This is a genomic window from Pseudomonas marvdashtae, assembly GCF_014268655.2.
GTDB classification, from domain to species: domain Bacteria; phylum Pseudomonadota; class Gammaproteobacteria; order Pseudomonadales; family Pseudomonadaceae; genus Aquipseudomonas; species Aquipseudomonas marvdashtae.
Map to the genome: position 1 here is coordinate 3898812 of NZ_JABWQX020000001.1, position 15869 is coordinate 3914680.

11 protein-coding genes are annotated in these 15869 nt (G+C 60.2%); 6 read left to right on the top strand and 5 right to left on the bottom strand.

Features of this window, described 5'->3' with window-relative positions; translation table 11 throughout:
• The first annotated feature begins 69 nt into the window (after positions 1–69).
• The 4 genes from HU742_RS17500 to HU742_RS17515 all read left to right on the top strand — a co-directional run bounded on the left by HU742_RS17500 (position 70) and on the right by HU742_RS17515 (position 8990).
• Positions 70–1398, top strand: coding sequence for a deoxyguanosinetriphosphate triphosphohydrolase (locus HU742_RS17500; RefSeq protein WP_186643122.1), 1329 nt, complete (start codon positions 70–72; stop codon positions 1396–1398).
• 309 nt (positions 1399–1707) lie between these two features.
• Positions 1708–2334, top strand: a complete 627-nt coding sequence (locus HU742_RS17505; protein ID WP_186636811.1) for a response regulator transcription factor — start codon at positions 1708–1710, stop codon at positions 2332–2334.
• Between the two features lie 11 nt (positions 2335–2345).
• Entirely contained in the window at positions 2346–5966 is a 3621-nt protein-coding gene (locus tag HU742_RS17510; RefSeq protein WP_186643121.1) for a transporter substrate-binding domain-containing protein, read from the top strand.
• Between the two features lie 75 nt (positions 5967–6041).
• The gene (locus tag HU742_RS17515) at positions 6042–8990 is read left to right on the top strand and encodes an HD domain-containing phosphohydrolase (protein WP_186643120.1); all 2949 of its coding nucleotides are present in this window, start codon (positions 6042–6044) and stop codon (positions 8988–8990) included.
• On the opposite strand, the gene HU742_RS17520 is transcribed toward HU742_RS17515, so the two are convergent.
• Both HU742_RS17520 and HU742_RS17525 read right to left on the bottom strand, forming a co-directional pair.
• Positions 8991–9473, bottom strand: a complete 483-nt coding sequence (locus HU742_RS17520) for a GAF domain-containing protein (protein WP_186636816.1) — start codon at positions 9471–9473, stop codon at positions 8991–8993.
• On the bottom strand, positions 9470–10360 hold the full coding sequence (locus HU742_RS17525) for an ATP-binding protein (protein WP_186643119.1): 891 nt from the start codon (positions 10358–10360) through the stop codon (positions 9470–9472). Before HU742_RS17525 ends, HU742_RS17520 begins: the two co-directional genes overlap by 4 nt.
• A gap of 162 nt (positions 10361–10522) precedes the next feature.
• On the opposite strand from HU742_RS17525, the gene HU742_RS17530 reads away from it, so the two are divergent.
• Complete coding sequence (locus HU742_RS17530; RefSeq protein ID WP_186636822.1) at positions 10523–12844, top strand: hybrid sensor histidine kinase/response regulator; 2322 nt, start codon at positions 10523–10525, stop codon at positions 12842–12844.
• Here the strand turns inward: HU742_RS17530 and HU742_RS17535 are convergent.
• From HU742_RS17535 to msrB, 3 genes are all read right to left on the bottom strand, one after another.
• Complete coding sequence (locus tag HU742_RS17535; protein WP_186643118.1) at positions 12828–13289, bottom strand: MarR family winged helix-turn-helix transcriptional regulator; 462 nt, start codon at positions 13287–13289, stop codon at positions 12828–12830. The two genes, HU742_RS17530 and HU742_RS17535, sit on opposite strands and share 17 nt — an antisense overlap.
• Positions 13286–13771 carry a glutathione peroxidase gene (locus HU742_RS17540; protein ID WP_186609931.1) on the bottom strand — a complete coding sequence of 162 codons (486 nt, stop codon included), beginning with the start codon at positions 13769–13771 and terminating at the stop codon, positions 13286–13288. The genes HU742_RS17535 and HU742_RS17540 overlap by 4 nt, the downstream gene beginning before the upstream one ends.
• A gap of 113 nt (positions 13772–13884) precedes the next feature.
• Positions 13885–14280 (bottom strand): peptide-methionine (R)-S-oxide reductase MsrB, encoded by a 396-nt coding sequence (msrB, locus tag HU742_RS17545; RefSeq protein WP_186643117.1) that lies wholly within the window; start codon positions 14278–14280, stop codon positions 13885–13887.
• A 220-nt stretch (positions 14281–14500) separates the two neighbouring features.
• On the opposite strand from msrB, the gene HU742_RS17550 reads away from it, so the two are divergent.
• Positions 14501–15712, top strand: coding sequence for a pyridoxal phosphate-dependent aminotransferase (locus HU742_RS17550; protein WP_018603142.1), 1212 nt, complete (start codon positions 14501–14503; stop codon positions 15710–15712).
• Positions 15713–15869 lie beyond the last annotated feature (157 nt).

Here is a 15869-nt window from a genome sequence, read left to right on the forward strand (position 1 = left end):
CTGGGGCCTTGCGGGACACCGCTCGAACCGGGAAGCTAAGGCATCGACTCATCAAACGGAGCACCGGCCTTGGATTGGCACACCCTGCTGACTCGCGAACGCTTGGGAAAAACGCTGCATAGCCCGGAAGAACTGGGTCGCAGCCCATTTCACAAAGACCACGACCGCATCATCTTCTCCGGAGCCTTCCGTCGCCTTGGGCGCAAGACGCAAGTGCACCCGGTGTCCAGCAACGACCATATCCACACACGCTTGACCCATTCGCTGGAAGTCAGTTGCGTGGGACGGTCCCTGGGCATGCGTGTCGGGGAAACCATCCGCAGCGCCCTGCCCGACTGGTGCGAGCCAAGTGACTTGGGCATGGTGGTCCAATCGGCTTGCCTGGCCCATGACATCGGGAACCCACCGTTCGGCCATTCCGGCGAGGACGCGATCCGCTACTGGTTTCAACAAGCGGCGGGACGTGGTTGGCTTGACGCCATGAGCGATGCCGAGCGCAACGATTTCCTTAATTTCGAAGGCAATGCCCAGGGGTTCCGGGTACTCACACAGCTCGAATACCATCAGTTCGACGGTGGCACACGGCTGACCTACGCGACCCTGGGTACCTACCTGAAATACCCGTGGACTGCTCGTCACGCCGACTCCCTGGGCTACAAGAAACACAAGTTCGGCTGTTACCAGAGTGAGCTGCCGCTGCTGGAACAAATTGCCCATAAGCTCGGCCTGCCGCAACTCGAGGACCAGCGCTGGGCGAGGCATCCGCTGGTCTACCTGATGGAAGCGGCCGATGACATCTGCTATGCGCTGATCGACCTGGAGGATGGCGTCGAGATGGACCTGCTGGAATACCCGCAGGTGGAATCGCTGCTCCTGGACCTGGTCGGAGACGACTTGCCAGAAACCTATCGCCAGCTCGGGCCGCAGGATTCGCGGCGCAGAAAACTGGCGATCCTGCGTGGCAAGGCCATCGAACACCTCACCAACGCTGCCGCCCGGGCATTCGTCGAGCAGCAGGACGCCCTGCTGGCGGGCACGCTGCAGGGAGACCTGGTGGAACACATGCACGGTCCAGCCAAGCGCTGCGTATTGAATGCCAAGGACATGGCCCGCAAGAAGATATTCCAGGACAAGCGAAAGACCCTGAATGAAATCGGCGCCTACACCACGCTGGAGATCTTGCTCAATGGATTCTGCGGAGCTGCCCTGGAACAACACGGCGGCCGTACCCCTTCGTTCAAGAACCGGCGCATCCTTGACCTTCTCGGCAATAACGCACCCGATCCTGACGGCTCGCTGCACAACGCATTCCTGCGGATGATCGATTTTATCGCCGGCATGACCGACAGCTACGCCAGCGAAATGGCCCAGGAAATGACCGGTCGCACGCGTCAATGAGGCAACCTCATCCAGCAACCGCCTCCTGAGCGAACGGGAGTCGGTTGCAGGTCTTCGCCTGTCAACCGACGACGATAGCCCTAATTAACTACCTGATTAATTATTAGAACTAAACCCACCCTCAACTGAACATAAAACACCCCCTCCTCACGCCACTTGCCTACCAACCAATTAAATACATCGTGGTACCTCGCCTCTTTTTTTGTAGGAAACTTCTGAAATTGATGATGCCTGCCCGTCTCCTCGCGCGACTTGACCTTAACTGGGCTAAGGTGCGCGCTTTATTTAAGCTCGTAGGGGACTTTATTCATGAACTCCGTTTTCATTGTCGACGATCATCCGGTCATCCGCCTCGCCGTTCGAATGCTCCTCGAGCATGAAGGCTATAAAGTCGTAGGGGAAACCGATAATGGCGTCGACGCGATGCAAATGGTGCGTGAGTGCATGCCGGACCTGGTCATCCTGGACATCAGCATCCCCAAACTTGACGGACTGGAAATACTTTCTCGCTTCAATGCCATGAGCACTCCGCTCAAGACGCTGGTGCTGACAGCACAGTCCCCCACGCTCTTCGGTATTCGATGCATGCAGTCCGGCGCATCCGGTTATGTTTGCAAACAAGAAGACCTCAGTGAACTTGTCAGCGCAATCAAAGCCGTACTGTCCGGTTACAACTACTTTCCCAGTCAAGCGCTCACCCCCGTACGTGACGATGATCCGCGCAGTGTCGAGCTGGATCTTTTCAAAAGCGTCAACGACCGAGAGTTGATGGTATTACAACTTTTTGCCCAGGGCCGCACCAACAAGGAAATAGCCAAAGGCATGTTCCTAAGTAATAAAACGGTCAGCACCTATAAAAAACGGCTCATGCAGAAACTCAAAGTGAAGTCGCTGGTAGATTTGATCGAAATGGCAAAGCGCAACGCACTGGTGTGAGAAATAACAGGATGTTCAAATGCATTGGCAAGTACCTGCTGCTGTTAAGTTCAGGGCTTTATGCGGTGTTTCTCGTGGCTGCGCCGAATGTGCCTGAGCACTACGCCCTGCTGAGCCGTGCGAGCGCCGATCATCTCGAAATCAAGCTTGATGAGACCCAACGTGCCTGGCTGCAAGGCCGTCAGGAACTGGTCCTGGGGACCTCTGCGCCGGATTATCCGCCCTTCGATCTATCCAGCAGCGGTCGCGATTACGAAGGCATGACCGCCGATTATGCCGGAATCATCGCCAAGACCACCGGCCTGCCCATGAAAGTCCTGCGCTTCGATTCCCGCGAAGCAGCCATTGCCGCGCTCGAGAGCGGGCAGATAGACCTGCTCGGCACCGCAAACGGCTTCGAAGCCCGAAACCCGGGCATTGCTCTATCGGCTCCCTATGCCGTGGATCAACCTGTCCTGGTCACTCGGACGAACGAAAACCGCCCCCTGACCGATAATCTGGACGGGCTGCGGCTGAGCATGGTCTACCACTACCTGCCGCCCCGTGAGATCGAAAAGCTGTACCCCAAGGCACTTATCACCACGTACCCCTCCTACCAGAACGCTATCAACGCCGTCGCCTTCGGCCAAGCCGATGTGTTTCTCGGCGATACCATTTCCACCCACTACATGATCAGCAAGGGTTACTTGAGCAACATCCGCATGGCCAGCTTCGGCAAACATGAATCCTACGGATTCGGGTTCGCGGTGCGACGCAACGATACCCGGTTGCTGGAGGTCATCAACGCCACGCTGAACCAGATCTCCATCGCCGAGCAAGCGGCTATCGCCAAGCGTTGGAGTGCCGGCAGCGACCTGTACCTCACGGAGCACAAGATACAACTGACCGACCGGGAAGAACGCTGGCTGGCAAGGCATCCGATGGTTCGAGTGGCGGTGAACGAAACCGCGGCCCCGTTCACCTTCTTTGATTCGGACGGCGATTTTCGCGGGATCAGCGCCGACCTGCTGGAGCTGATCCGGTTGCGTACCGGCATGCGCCTGGACGTCCAACGCCACCAGAACGACAACGACATGATTGCCGCGGTCCTGGAAGGCCAGGCCGACGTGATTGCGGCACTTTTACCCAGCAGCGAACGGCAACAACAGATGAAGTTAAGCCGCCCTTACCTCGATAGCTCATTCGTGCTGCTGACCCGTAAACACTCCGATACACCCACCACCCTCGACCAGTTCGGAGACAAAAGCCTGGCAATCGCCAAAAGCAATCCGATCATAGAGTTTCTACGCAACCAGTACCCGAGCATCAAAATAATCGAAACCGTCGGTTCCTTGCACGCCGCTGAAATGATCGCCCAAGGCCAGGCCGACGGAGGCGTGAACTCGCTGGTCATGGCCAACTACTTCATCTCGTCCCACTCGCTCAAAGACAAGTTGCAAATCAGCAGCACCGTGGGGACTCAGCAGGCCATGTTCTCGCTGGCCACCGCAAGAACCGCCACGGAGCTGAGCTCCATTCTTGACAAGGCCTTGACCAGCATCGATCCCGACGAACTGGGCGTGATCAACAACCGCTGGCGCGGCTACGTCTCGGCCTCGGAACACACTTGGCGCGCCTATAACCGCCTGTTTTTCCAGATCGTCGCCGGCGTCGGCCTGTTATTGCTGCTTTCCCTGGCATGGAACGGCTACATGCAACGACAGATCAGGCAACGCCAGCGGGCAGAACTGGCGCTCAATGACCAACTCGAGTTCATGCACGCCCTGCTCAACGGCACACCCCATCCGATCTATGTGCGAGACCGCGAGGGAGTGCTGCAAAGCTGCAACGACAGTTACTTGGAAACGTTCAACGCGAAGCGTGAGGAGGTCATCGGCAAGAGCATCATGCCCGGTGCCATGAGCAATGCTTTCGAAGCCCGGGAATACCAGGCGGACTATCAACGCGTCATGGCTGAAGGCACCGCGTTGATCACCGACCGGCCACTGCACATTGGCAACCGGAAGCTGACGATCTATCACTGGATCCTTCCGTACCGTAACTCTGCGGCACAGGTGCAAGGGATCATCGGCGGCTGGATTGATATCAGCGAACGGCGCCAGCTCGTCGAGCAACTGCGCTCCGCCAAAGAACAGGCCGACGACGCCAACCGGGCCAAGAGTACTTTCCTCGCGACCATGAGCCATGAAATCCGTACGCCCATGAACGCAGTGATCGGCATGCTTGAACTGGCCCTCAAACACGCCGACAAGGGCCACGTTGACCGCTCGGCGATTGAGGTTGCGTACGAGTCGGCGTCCGGCATGTTGGAGCTGATAGGCGATATCCTCGACATCGCCCGCATCGAAACAGGCCATCTGAGCCTGGCGCCCGAACGGGTTGACCTGAAGGCCCTGGTGCAATCGGTGATGCGGGTTTTCGAAGGGTTGGCCCGGCAAAAGAACATTGGATTGTCCTTGCAATTCGAGCCTGCTGGAATCAACCCGGACGTGCGAATGGACCCACTGCGCTTCAAGCAGGTGCTTTCAAACCTGATCAGCAACGCCCTGAAATTTACCGAGCAAGGCGAAGTGAAGGTCAGCGTGAAGCTGTCCCAGGCCGCCCGGGACAAGACGCTGCAATTGCAGATGGAAGTCAGCGACAGCGGCATCGGCATCAGTCCGGCAGACCTCGGGCGCCTGTTCGAGCCGTTTGCCCAAGCCGATAACGGCAGCCGGATGGCCCGCAAGGGCGCGGGGCTTGGCCTGGTAATCAGCCGTCACTTGTGCGAGGCCATGGGTGGAGAACTGCACATGAACAGCCAGCCGGGCCTTGGAACCCAGGTGCGGATTTCCTTGCCGCTCACCATCCTGCCGAAGGCAGAGGCCAGCGTTCCGGTTACGCCTGTGACTGAAACAGCGAGGTGCACGCTGAACGTCCTGGTCGTGGACGACCATCCGGCCAATCGGCTGCTGATGTCCCAGCAGCTGAATTATCTGGGTCATCCCCACCATGTCAGCCACGACGGCGAGCAAGGTCTCAAGGCATGGCTTGACGGGGATTTCGACCTGATCATCGCCGACTGCAACATGCCCATCATGAGCGGCTACGAACTGGCCCGGGCGGTTCGCCGACACGAAGCCGCACAGCAACAGCCGCCTTGCACCATCCTGGGATTTACCGCCAACGCGCAGCCCGAGGAAAAACAGCGATGCAAGGATGCCGGCATGGACGACTGCCTGTTCAAACCGATCAGTCTGAGCGCACTTAATCAATGGATGAACGCCATCAAACCCCTCAATGCTTCCCGAGCTTTCAACTTGCAAAGCCTGCACACGCTGACCGGCGGCGACCCGGTCTCCACCCACCGCCTGCTGGCAGAACTGCTCAGCAGCAACCGCGCTGACCGTCAGGAACTGCTTGACGTCGCCCGCGGCGCAAACCGGCAGGCGATTACCGAGACGGCGCACAAGATAAAAGGTGTCGCCCGTATCGTGCAGGCCACTGCGCTGATTCAACTGTGCGAGGCGTTGGAACAGGCCTGCCATCAAGCACAGCCCCCCGAACGAATCGATGGCTGCATCAATGCGCTGAGCCAGGCGATGATTGAACTGGGCCACAGCCTGGAAGCAGCGATCGCCAAGGCAAAATAACCCAGTGTTTACTATGCTGTTCGCTCAGCAGTGCGTAGCAGGGGGCGATCTCCCCCAACACTTGGAGTGACGGAAATGCCCAGCGCACCGCGTCCGGAAAAACGCAGGTTTCCCCTGCACGTCCATATCAGCGTGATGTTCACGCTGCTCCTGCTGCTGACCGGCGTGGTATTGGGCGTCTTCAATTATCGACAGACCACCCAGATCATCCTGTCCAGCAGTGAAAAGCTGTTCAATCGAATCGAACAGACGGTGCGCCTGGACCTGTACGACACTTACGAGCCGATCCGCCATTTGCTCGGCCTGCTGGCCGATTATCCAGCAACACGCATGCCCCAGATGTCGCAACGACTGGCCCTGCTCGGCCCTTTCAGCCAGGCTCTGCGGGACAATCCGAACCTGGCATCGCTCTATCTGGGCGATCGCGATGGCAATTTCCTGATGGTTCGATCTTTACGCACCGAAGCCTCTAAAAACGCCCTGAAGGCTCCGGCCGACGCGCTCTACGAGGTGTGGACCGTCGAGCGCGCAGACGACGCAGGTTCGGTTCACTCCCAGTCGGCGTTCTATGATCAGGCATTGACATTGATCGGCCGCCAGGATCACCTCGGTGAAGACTACGATCCGCGCAGCCGGGGCTGGTTTCGCAGCGCAATGGACACCACGGAGCAGATCACCACCGAACCCTACGTGTTTTTTTCCAGCCGTAATATCGGCACGACCCTCGCCCGACGCAGCGGCGAGCGAGCAGTCATCGGCGCTGACCTGACCCTGGCCGCGTTGTCCCAGACGCTGGCCAAGCACAAGGTAACGACCGGCACCGAGATCGCCCTGATCGACCCTCAAGGCAACGCCGTGGGCTACCCCGACAGCGAGCGACTGGTCACTGACAGCCAGTCGGCCCATCTGATCAAGGCGCGTGACTTGCACCCGGCCATCGCCGCCGCCCTCGACAATGACAGTGACATGCCACGCCTGGAGGCGGCCGGGCGCCAGTGGATTGTCTCCCGCAGCCACATTCAGGAGGGTGGGCCAGAGGGGCTGCAACTGGCTCTGCTGGTGCCGGAGGACGAGTTGCTGGCCGATGCCTATCGCCTGCGCTGGCAAGGCGCGCTGATTACCCTTGCCACCTTGCTGTTGTGCCTGCCTTTGGGCTGGCTGACATCGCGAATTCTGGTCAAGCCGTTGCGTGGGTTGGTAAGGGAAGCCGACGCCATCCGCAGCTTTAATTTCAGTTACCCGGTGTCCCGTCGCTCCCCTGTGCTGGAGGTGGATCAACTGGGCGTTTCGATGGCCCGCATGAAAGAAACCCTGGCGAGTTTTTTCGAGATCACCGCCAGCCTGCGCGCCGAAACCCGTTTCGCCCCACTGCTGGAGCGGATGCTGTTCGAGACTGTGAAAATCGCCCAGGCCCAGGCCGGCCTGATCTACCTGCGCGAAAACGACGGCGAGCAGATCAAGCCGTACGGACTGGTCATCAACGGAACGCCTCGGGATCTCCAGGCCTTCGCGCTACAAGGTTATGCACTGGACGCCTCGGACAGCCCGCAGTGGTTCCGGGAACTGGGCGCCACGCAAACCCTGGTGTCGTCCTTGGGCTTCGAGCAGGCCGCCGATTTGCGTAGTGTCCTGTTGGCACTGGACGCCCCCCGCGTGCACTTGATCGGCATACGCCTGTGCAACCGTCATCAGGAAACCGTCGGCGCGTTAGTGCTATTGATCACTGACACCGGCACCGAAGCCGACCTGGAAAAGCTCCAGCCAGACCGCATCGCTTTCTTGCAGGCGGTCTCGGGCACCGCAACGGTGAGCATCGAAAGCCAGCGCCTGCAAGCCAGGCAAAAGCAATTGCTGGACTCGTTCATCCAATTGCTCGCCGGTGCGATCGATGCCAAAAGCCCCTACACCGGCGGCCATTGCCAGCGAGTACCGGCCCTGACGCTCATGCTCGCCCAGGCGGCTGCCGCCAGCCAGGCACCTGCGTTCGAAGGCTACAAGCCGACGGAAGATGAATGGGAGGCGCTGCACATCGCAGCCTGGTTGCATGACTGTGGCAAGGTCACCACGCCCGAGTACGTGGTGGACAAAGCCACCAAGCTGGAAACCTTGAACGATCGTATCCACGAAATTCGCACCCGCTTCGAAGTCCTCAAGCGCGACGCCTGGGTCGACTATTGGCAGGCCCTGGCAACCGGTGGCGAAGCGGCGCTCCTGGCCCAACGACGTGACACCGCGCTAGCCGCCATCGATGATGACTTCGCCTTCGTTGCACGCTGCAACCTGGGCTCCGAAGCCATGGCGGACACCGACTTGCAACGCCTGCAACGCATCGCCAAACGCACCTGGACCCGAACCCTGGATGATCACCTGGGCGTGTCCTGGGAGGAAAATCGGCGCCAGGCCCGCGTGCCGGCGCCGACGCTGCCCGTCGCTGAACCGCTGCTGGCGGACAAGCCCGAACATCTGTTCGAACGGCATCCGGCCGAGCTGATTCCAGCCGACAATCCGTGGGGTTTCCAACTCGATGTGCCGACCTGGAAATACAACCGCGGCGAACTCTATAACCTCAGCATTACCCGCGGCACGCTGACTCGCGAGGAGCGCTACGTGATCAACCATCACATGGTCCAGACGATCCTGATGCTCAGCCAGTTGCCCTTCCCCAGCCACCTGGAAAATGTCGCGGAAATCGCCGGGGGGCACCACGAGAAGATGGACGGCACCGGCTATCCCAAGCGACTCAAGCGCGAGCAGATGAGCCTGCCGGCTCGAATGATGGCCATCGCCGATATTTTCGAAGCGCTGACGGCAGCCGATCGGCCCTACAAGAAAGCCAAGAAGCTGAGTGAAGCCTTGGGCATCATGGCCACGATGTGCCGCGATGCCCATATCGATCCCGAGCTGTTCGGGCTGTTCATCGACGAGCGGATCTACCTGCACTACGCCGAGGCATTTCTCGACCCGCGCCAGATCGATGAAATCGACCCGGACAATCTGTTGGCCAAGGCAGGATTGAAAGCGTGATCAGCAATCGGTCAAGCGCAGGAATATCGCGGCCAATTGTTCAATGCCGGCCTGGTCATGCTCGGTAAAGCGCGCCAGTTTCGGACTGTCCAGGTCCAGCACGCCGATCAGGCGCCCGTCCTTGACCAGCGGCACCACCAATTCGCTGTTCGATGCGCTGTCGCAGGCGATGTGCCCGGCGAATGCATGGACATCGTCCACGCGCTGGGTCTGGCGGGTCGCCGCGGCAGTACCGCACACGCCACGGCCAAACGGGATCCGCACGCAGGCAATCTGGCCCTGGAACGGGCCCAGCACCAATTCGTCATTACGATTGAGGTAAAAACCAGCCCAATTCAGATCGTCCAACTGACTGAACAGGAACGCCGAGAATTGCGCGGCATTGGCAATGAAATCGCGCTCATCCGCCAGCAGCGATTGCAATTGTGCCGATAACAGCCCGTAGCCTTCGAGGCCTTCCCCGGTGCTCGTCAAATCGATCATGCCTTGTGCTCCAGAAGCTTGAGGCCCACCCAATAGCGGGCAAACTGATAGGCGCAACGCCCGTTGCGGTTGCCGCGTCCGGTCGCCCAGCGCACCGCCTGTATATCCAGCGCTTCGTCACGTTGCCAGGCCAGCCCGGCCTTCGCGGCCAGCACACCGATCCAATGCTCCACCACGTCGAGAAAATGTTCCTGGGTAAACGGATAGAACGACAACCACAGCCCGAAACGGTCGGACAAAGCGATCTTGTCTTCCACGGCTTCGCTGGGGTGAAGCTCGCCGTCGACCCGCGTCCAGTTCTCGTTGTCGCTTTCCTTTTCAGGCACCAGATGGCGGCGGTTCGAAGTGGCATACAACAGGACGTTGTCCGGTGCCTGCTCGAGGGAACCGTCAAGCACGCTCTTGAGCACGCGGTATTCGCCCTCGCCGGATTCGAACGACAGGTCATCGCAGAACAACACGAAGCGCTGCGGCAGTTTCGCCACCTGCTCGACCACCCGGGGCAGATCGGCCAGGTGATCGCGCTCGATCTCGATCAAGCGCAGGCCATGCCCGGCATGTTCGGCCAGCAAGGCGCGCACCAGCGACGATTTGCCGGTGCCACGCGAACCCCAGAGCAACGCATGGTTGGCCGGCATGCCATCGATGAACTGTTGGGTGTTGCGGCCCAACTGCTCCACCTGGCGATCCACGCCGATCAGGTCCGACAAACGAATATCGAGACTGACTTCAAGCGGCAGCAGGAAACCGCTACGCCCGTCGCGTTGCCAGCGGGCAGCCAAAGTCCGGGACCAGTCGATGGCGGGTCGTGGAGCGGGCAACAGGGGCTCGATACGGGCCAGCACCGCATCGGCGCGCTCAAGAAAAGCATTCAATCGGGCGTCCACGTCTTCTCCTCGGACAAGTTCACGGTAATGATGACGCTTCAGCGACGAAACGACGACGCCAATGGCGGGTCTGTTCAAACACTACACACCGGCCACACCGACATTCAGAGATGATCAGCTATGCTTGACCGGCGAAGGGAAACGTAAGTGGTTCACCATTCAATGGACATCAGGTTCACCCAACGGCTGTCGTACAAGCAGGCCCGACTGACCGTCCTGGTGGGTTTCGTGCTGGGCACCTTGCTAAGCCTGGTGCAGATCGGCATCGATTATGCCAGCGAAGACGCGTCGATCAACCGGGAAATCCTCTCGTTGCTGGAAATCAGCCACAACCCGGCCTCGCGCATTGCCTATAACATCGATGCCGAACTCGCCCAGGAGCTGGCCCTGGGCCTGTTGCGCTCGCCGGCCATCATCGGCGCCGAACTGATCGATAACACCAACACCGTACTGGCAAGCGTCAAACGCCCCGAGTTGCAAAGCAGCTACCGGTTCATCAGCGACTTTCTGTTCGGCGCCCAACGCCAGTTCGAGGACCGGCTGTACTTGAGTCATTTGCCCAGCGAGTCCCTGGGTGTGTTGCGACTTGACGTCGACACCTATTCGTTCGGCGGTCGCTTCCTGCGCCGGGCCGAAATCACCTTGCTCAATGGTTTCGCCCGCAGCCTGATCCTGACCGGGCTGTTGCTGGCTCTGTTCTACGTCATGCTGACCAAGCCGCTGGTGCGGGTCATCCGCGAGCTGAGCAGCCGCGACCCCAGCAGCAGCGAACAGAGTCCGCTGGAGTGCCCTTCCGGCCACCAGTACGACGAGATCGGCGTACTGGTTTCAGTCGCCAACCAGCAGTTCGAAAACATCTCCACCGAAATCCAGCAGCGGCGCACGGCTGAAAACCGCCTCACCGACTACCTGGCGCAACTGGAAACCATTGTTTCGGCGCGCACCGCCGAACTCAAGGCCATCAATGCCCGCCTCAGCCAGTCCAACGAGGAACTGGAGGTTGCCCGGCGTACCGCCCTGGACATGGCCGACGCGCGCTCGGCGTTCCTGGCCAACATGAGCCACGAGATCCGCACGCCACTCAACGGCCTGCTGGGGATGATTGCCCTGTCCCTGGACGGCCCACTCACGGCCGAACAACAGCAACAGCTGTCGATTGCCCATGACTCGGGCAAGGTACTGGTGGAATTGCTCAACGACATCCTCGACCTGTCCAAATTCGACGCAGGCCAATTGGAGCTCGAGCGCATCCCGTTCGACCTGGGCGCCCTGGTCGAAGACACGGCCAACCTGCTTTCCCAAAATGCCGCCCCGAGCGTCGAGCTGGCGTGCCTGATCGAACCGCAGTTCCCCGCGCAAGTACTGGGTGACCCGACCCGCGTCCGCCAGATCGTCAGCAACCTGCTGTCCAACGCGTTGAAGTTCACTCGGTTCGGCCGGGTGGATGTGCGCTTGAGCCATTACGAAGGTGGCGTGCGGATTGAAATCTGCGACACGGGTATCGGCATTCCGCAGGAAGCCCAGGCTCGCATCCTGCAGCCGTTCACTCAGGCCGGAGCAGGCATTACCCGTCAATTTGGCGGCACCGGGCTGGGACTGGCACTGACCTACAACCTCTGCGAAGCCATGCAGGGCCGGTTGACGATCAGTTCCGAGACAGGCTTCGGCAGCCGGTTCTGCGCCGAGCTGCCGCTGCCCTGCCACATCCCTGCGACTCCCGTCGAATCGTTGCGTGGCAATGTCGTCGCGATTACTACCGCCAGCAGCGGCTTGGCCGAATTGTTGGGCATGCTATTGCCCGGCTGGGGCTTGGATTATGTACAGCGCACGGTGGATGACGGGCTGCTCGGCCTCAATCCGGACATTCTGATCACCGACTGCCCGGAATGCCTGTTCAACCTGCGGCCCACCTTCGACGCCCCTATCCTGCTGGTCACCGCCTACGGCAGCTTCATGCCCAGCGAAGAAGCGGCCGCCCTCGCCCCCTTGCTGCAGCAGGCCCGGCCTTTGGCGCGCCATGCGCTTTATCAGATTCTGCGCCGCTCCCTGCAAAGCGAGGCGACCACGATCAATGACGCACAAATCGAGGCACAGGCCCTCTCCCGGCGTGGACGAGTGCTTTTGGTGGAAGACAACCCCGTCAACCAGCTGGTGGCGAAGGGCATGCTGGTGAAGCTGGGGTGCGAAGTGGTCGTCGCGGCCCACGGCGCCGAAGGCCTGGACCAGCTCGAACAGCAGGACTTCGACCTGGTGTTGATGGACTGCAACATGCCGGTCATGGACGGCTACGAAGCCAGCCGGCAGATTCGCCGCAGCGGGCGCTGGCCGAACCTGCCGATTGTCGCCCTGACCGCCAATGCGATGCCTGAAGAACGCGAGCGCTGCCGGGCCGCGGGCATGAGCGATTATTTGTCCAAGCCGTTCCGTCGCGAAGAGTTGGCGGCACTGCTGGATCAGTGGGTGCCCACTACGTCAGCGCTTTGATCTGCGCCAGCAGATGATCCAGGCCCTCGCGCAGCTCACCCGCGCGAGCCAGGTCGATCCCGCTGTCGCACAGCAGACGGGCCTTGAGCGGACCGACCCGCTCGCGCAGGGCCTTTGCGCCTTCCGCCAGGCTCAGATGCATCTCCCGTTCATCACGGGCCGAGCGCTGGCGCTGGACCAGCTTCAACTGCTCCAAACGCTTGAGCAGCGGCGTCAGCGTACCGGAATCGAGCAGCAAACGTTCCCCCAACGCCTTGACCGTCGGTTGCTCCGGCGGGTGGTCCTGCCATTCCCACAGCACCAGCATCGCCAGGTACTGCGGGTAGGTCAGGCCGAGTTGGTCAAGCATCGGCTTGTAGCTTCGGATCACTGCCCGCGATGCGGCGTACAGTTTGAAGCACAACTGGTTGTCGAGCTTCAGCGAATCGACTGGCAGCGGGTTCATTTGAGCAGGGCTTCGATCTCAGCGGTAAGGTCCTGGGGCTTGGTGGTTGGGGCAAAGCGCTTGACCACCTGACCGTCCTTGCCAATCAGGAACTTGGTGAAATTCCACTTGATACCCTTGGACCCCAGCAGACCCGGCGCCCGCTGCTTGAGCTGGACGAACAGCGGATGGGCGTTGGCACCGTTGACTTCGACCTTCTTGAACAGCGGGAAACTAACGCCGAAGTTGAGCTCGCAAAATTCGGAAATCGCCCCCTCATTACCTGGTTCCTGCTTGCCGAATTGGTTGCAAGGAAAGCCCAGCACCACCAGCCCTTGGTCCTTGTAGGACTGCCACAACGTCTCAAGGCCCTTGTACTGCGGGGTGAAGCCGCACTGGCTGGCGGTATTGACCACCAGTACCGCCTTGCCGGCGAAATCGGCAAGGGTCTTTTGTTCGCCCTTGATGGTCGTGCAAGGGATGCTCAACAGGTTGTCGGTCATGGGGTGGCTCCAGATAGAAGTGGGAAGCAGGAAGATAGCGAGCAATTAAATTGTGTGCAATTTAATTGCTCCAATCCCTGCCAATGACCTCATGGCGAAGGATTGAGCCATTTTTACTCGCGTGGCACGAGATCCAGGCACACCGAGTTGATGCAGTAACGCAGGCCGGTCGGCGGCGGACCATCCGGAAAGACGTGGCCCAGGTGCGCATCGCACTTGGCGCAGACCACTTCGGTGCGGATCATGCCGTGGCTGACATCGCGCACCTCCACCACTGCGCTGCCTTCGAGCGGCGCGTAAAAGCTCGGCCAGCCGCAGCCGGAATCAAACTTGGTCTGCGAATCGAACAGCGGTTCCTTGCAGCAAATGCAGTGGTACACACCGTCGATCTTGGTGTCGTTGTATTTACCGGAGAACGGCCGCTCGGTGCCTTTCAACCGGCAGACGTTGTACTGCTCCGGGTCGAGCATCGCACGCCATTCTTCAAGGGTTTTTTCCAACTTTTCCATCGTCCTACCTCGGCAATTGAAAAAGCCCGATCCGACGCTTTTCCGCAGATCGGGCGGCACGTATGATTGCGCCTCGTCAGATGCCAGTCTGGCAGTCACGCCATGCGCATTCAAACGGATTGTGGCGCATCTATCGCGTCAGGCCTGGGCACAGACGCAGGATCCCCAGTACGGTAGTTCATACGCCGCCTGGATCGTTCATTTTCGGGAACACATCGCCATGCAGGTCAGCAAATCGAACAAGCTCGCCAACGTCTGCTACGACATTCGCGGCCCGGTGCTCAAGCACGCCAAGCGCCTGGAAGAGGAAGGCCACCGCATCCTCAAGCTGAACATCGGCAACCCGGCGCCCTTTGGTTTCGAAGCGCCCGATGAGATCCTCCAGGACGTCATCCGCAACCTGCCGACCGCCCAGGGCTACAGCGATTCCAAGGGCTTGTTCAGCGCGCGCAAGGCGGTGATGCAGTACTACCAGCAAAAGCAGGTCGAAGGCATCGGCATCGAGGATATCTACCTGGGCAACGGCGTATCCGAGCTGATCGTCATGTCCATGCAGGCCCTGCTCAACAACGGCGACGAAGTGCTGGTGCCCGCTCCGGACTACCCGTTGTGGACCGCCGCCGTGAGCCTGTCCGGCGGTAACCCGGTGCATTACCTGTGCGACGAGCAGGCGAACTGGTTCCCTGACCTGGCGGACATCAAGGCCAAGATCACGCCAAACACCAAGGCGCTGGTGATCATCAACCCGAACAACCCAACCGGCGCCGTGTATTCCCGAGAGGTGCTGCTGGGTATGCTCGAACTGGCCCGCCAGCACAACCTGGTGGTGTTCTCCGACGAGATCTACGACAAGATCCTGTACGACGACGCCGTGCACGTGTGCACCGCCTCCCTGGCGCCGGACCTGTTGTGCCTGACCTTCAACGGCTTGTCCAAGTCCTATCGCGTCGCCGGCTTCCGCTCCGGCTGGATCGCCATCTCCGGTCCCAAGCATCACGCCCAGAGCTACATCGAAGGCATCGACATGCTGGCCAACATGCGCTTGTGCGCCAACGTGCCGAGCCAGCACGCGATCCAGACGGCGCTGGGTGGCTACCAGAGCATCAACGACCTCGTCCTGCCCCAGGGCAGGTTGCTGGAACAGCGCAATCGCACCTGGGAATTGCTCAACGACATTCCTGGCGTCAGCTGCGTCAAGCCAATGGGCGCCTTGTATGCGTTCCCGCGGATCGACCCGAAGGTCTGTCCGATCCATAACGATGAAAAGTTCGTCCTCGACCTGCTGCTGTCCGAGAAGCTGCTGGTCGTTCAGGGTACGGCGTTCAACTGGCCATGGCCGGATCATTTCCGCGTCGTGACGCTGCCGCGGGTCGATGACCTGGACCAGGCCATTGGCCGCATCGGCAACTTCCTCAAGTCCTACCGCCAGTAACCCGGAGCGCGTGCGAGCGGCCTCGCTCGCACGCTGTTTGATTCAGCAACATATCCGTTCCGCCAGCTTCGGCAGCCCTTCTACACTGAGAGCTGCAGAACGGATGTTCGGCCAGGGCCAACGTTCACAGGGCAGCGGCGCCGCATTCCTTTTTCCG

Coding starts and splice junctions, on each gene's coding strand:
- HU742_RS17505 (WP_186636811.1), top strand. CDS start 1,708: ATGAACTCCGTTTTCATTGTCGACGATCATCCGGTCATCCGCCTCGCC.
- HU742_RS17510 (WP_186643121.1), top strand. CDS start 2,346: ATGTTCAAATGCATTGGCAAGTACCTGCTGCTGTTAAGTTCAGGGCTT.
- HU742_RS17515 (WP_186643120.1), top strand. CDS start 6,042: ATGCCCAGCGCACCGCGTCCGGAAAAACGCAGGTTTCCCCTGCACGTC.
- HU742_RS17520 (WP_186636816.1), bottom strand. CDS start 9,473: ATGATCGATTTGACGAGCACCGGGGAAGGCCTCGAAGGCTACGGGCTG.
- HU742_RS17530 (WP_186636822.1), top strand. CDS start 10,523: ATGGACATCAGGTTCACCCAACGGCTGTCGTACAAGCAGGCCCGACTG.
- HU742_RS17535 (WP_186643118.1), bottom strand. CDS start 13,289: ATGAACCCGCTGCCAGTCGATTCGCTGAAGCTCGACAACCAGTTGTGC.
- HU742_RS17540 (WP_186609931.1), bottom strand. CDS start 13,771: ATGACCGACAACCTGTTGAGCATCCCTTGCACGACCATCAAGGGCGAA.
- msrB (WP_186643117.1), bottom strand. CDS start 14,280: ATGGAAAAGTTGGAAAAAACCCTTGAAGAATGGCGTGCGATGCTCGAC.
- HU742_RS17550 (WP_018603142.1), top strand. CDS start 14,501: ATGCAGGTCAGCAAATCGAACAAGCTCGCCAACGTCTGCTACGACATT.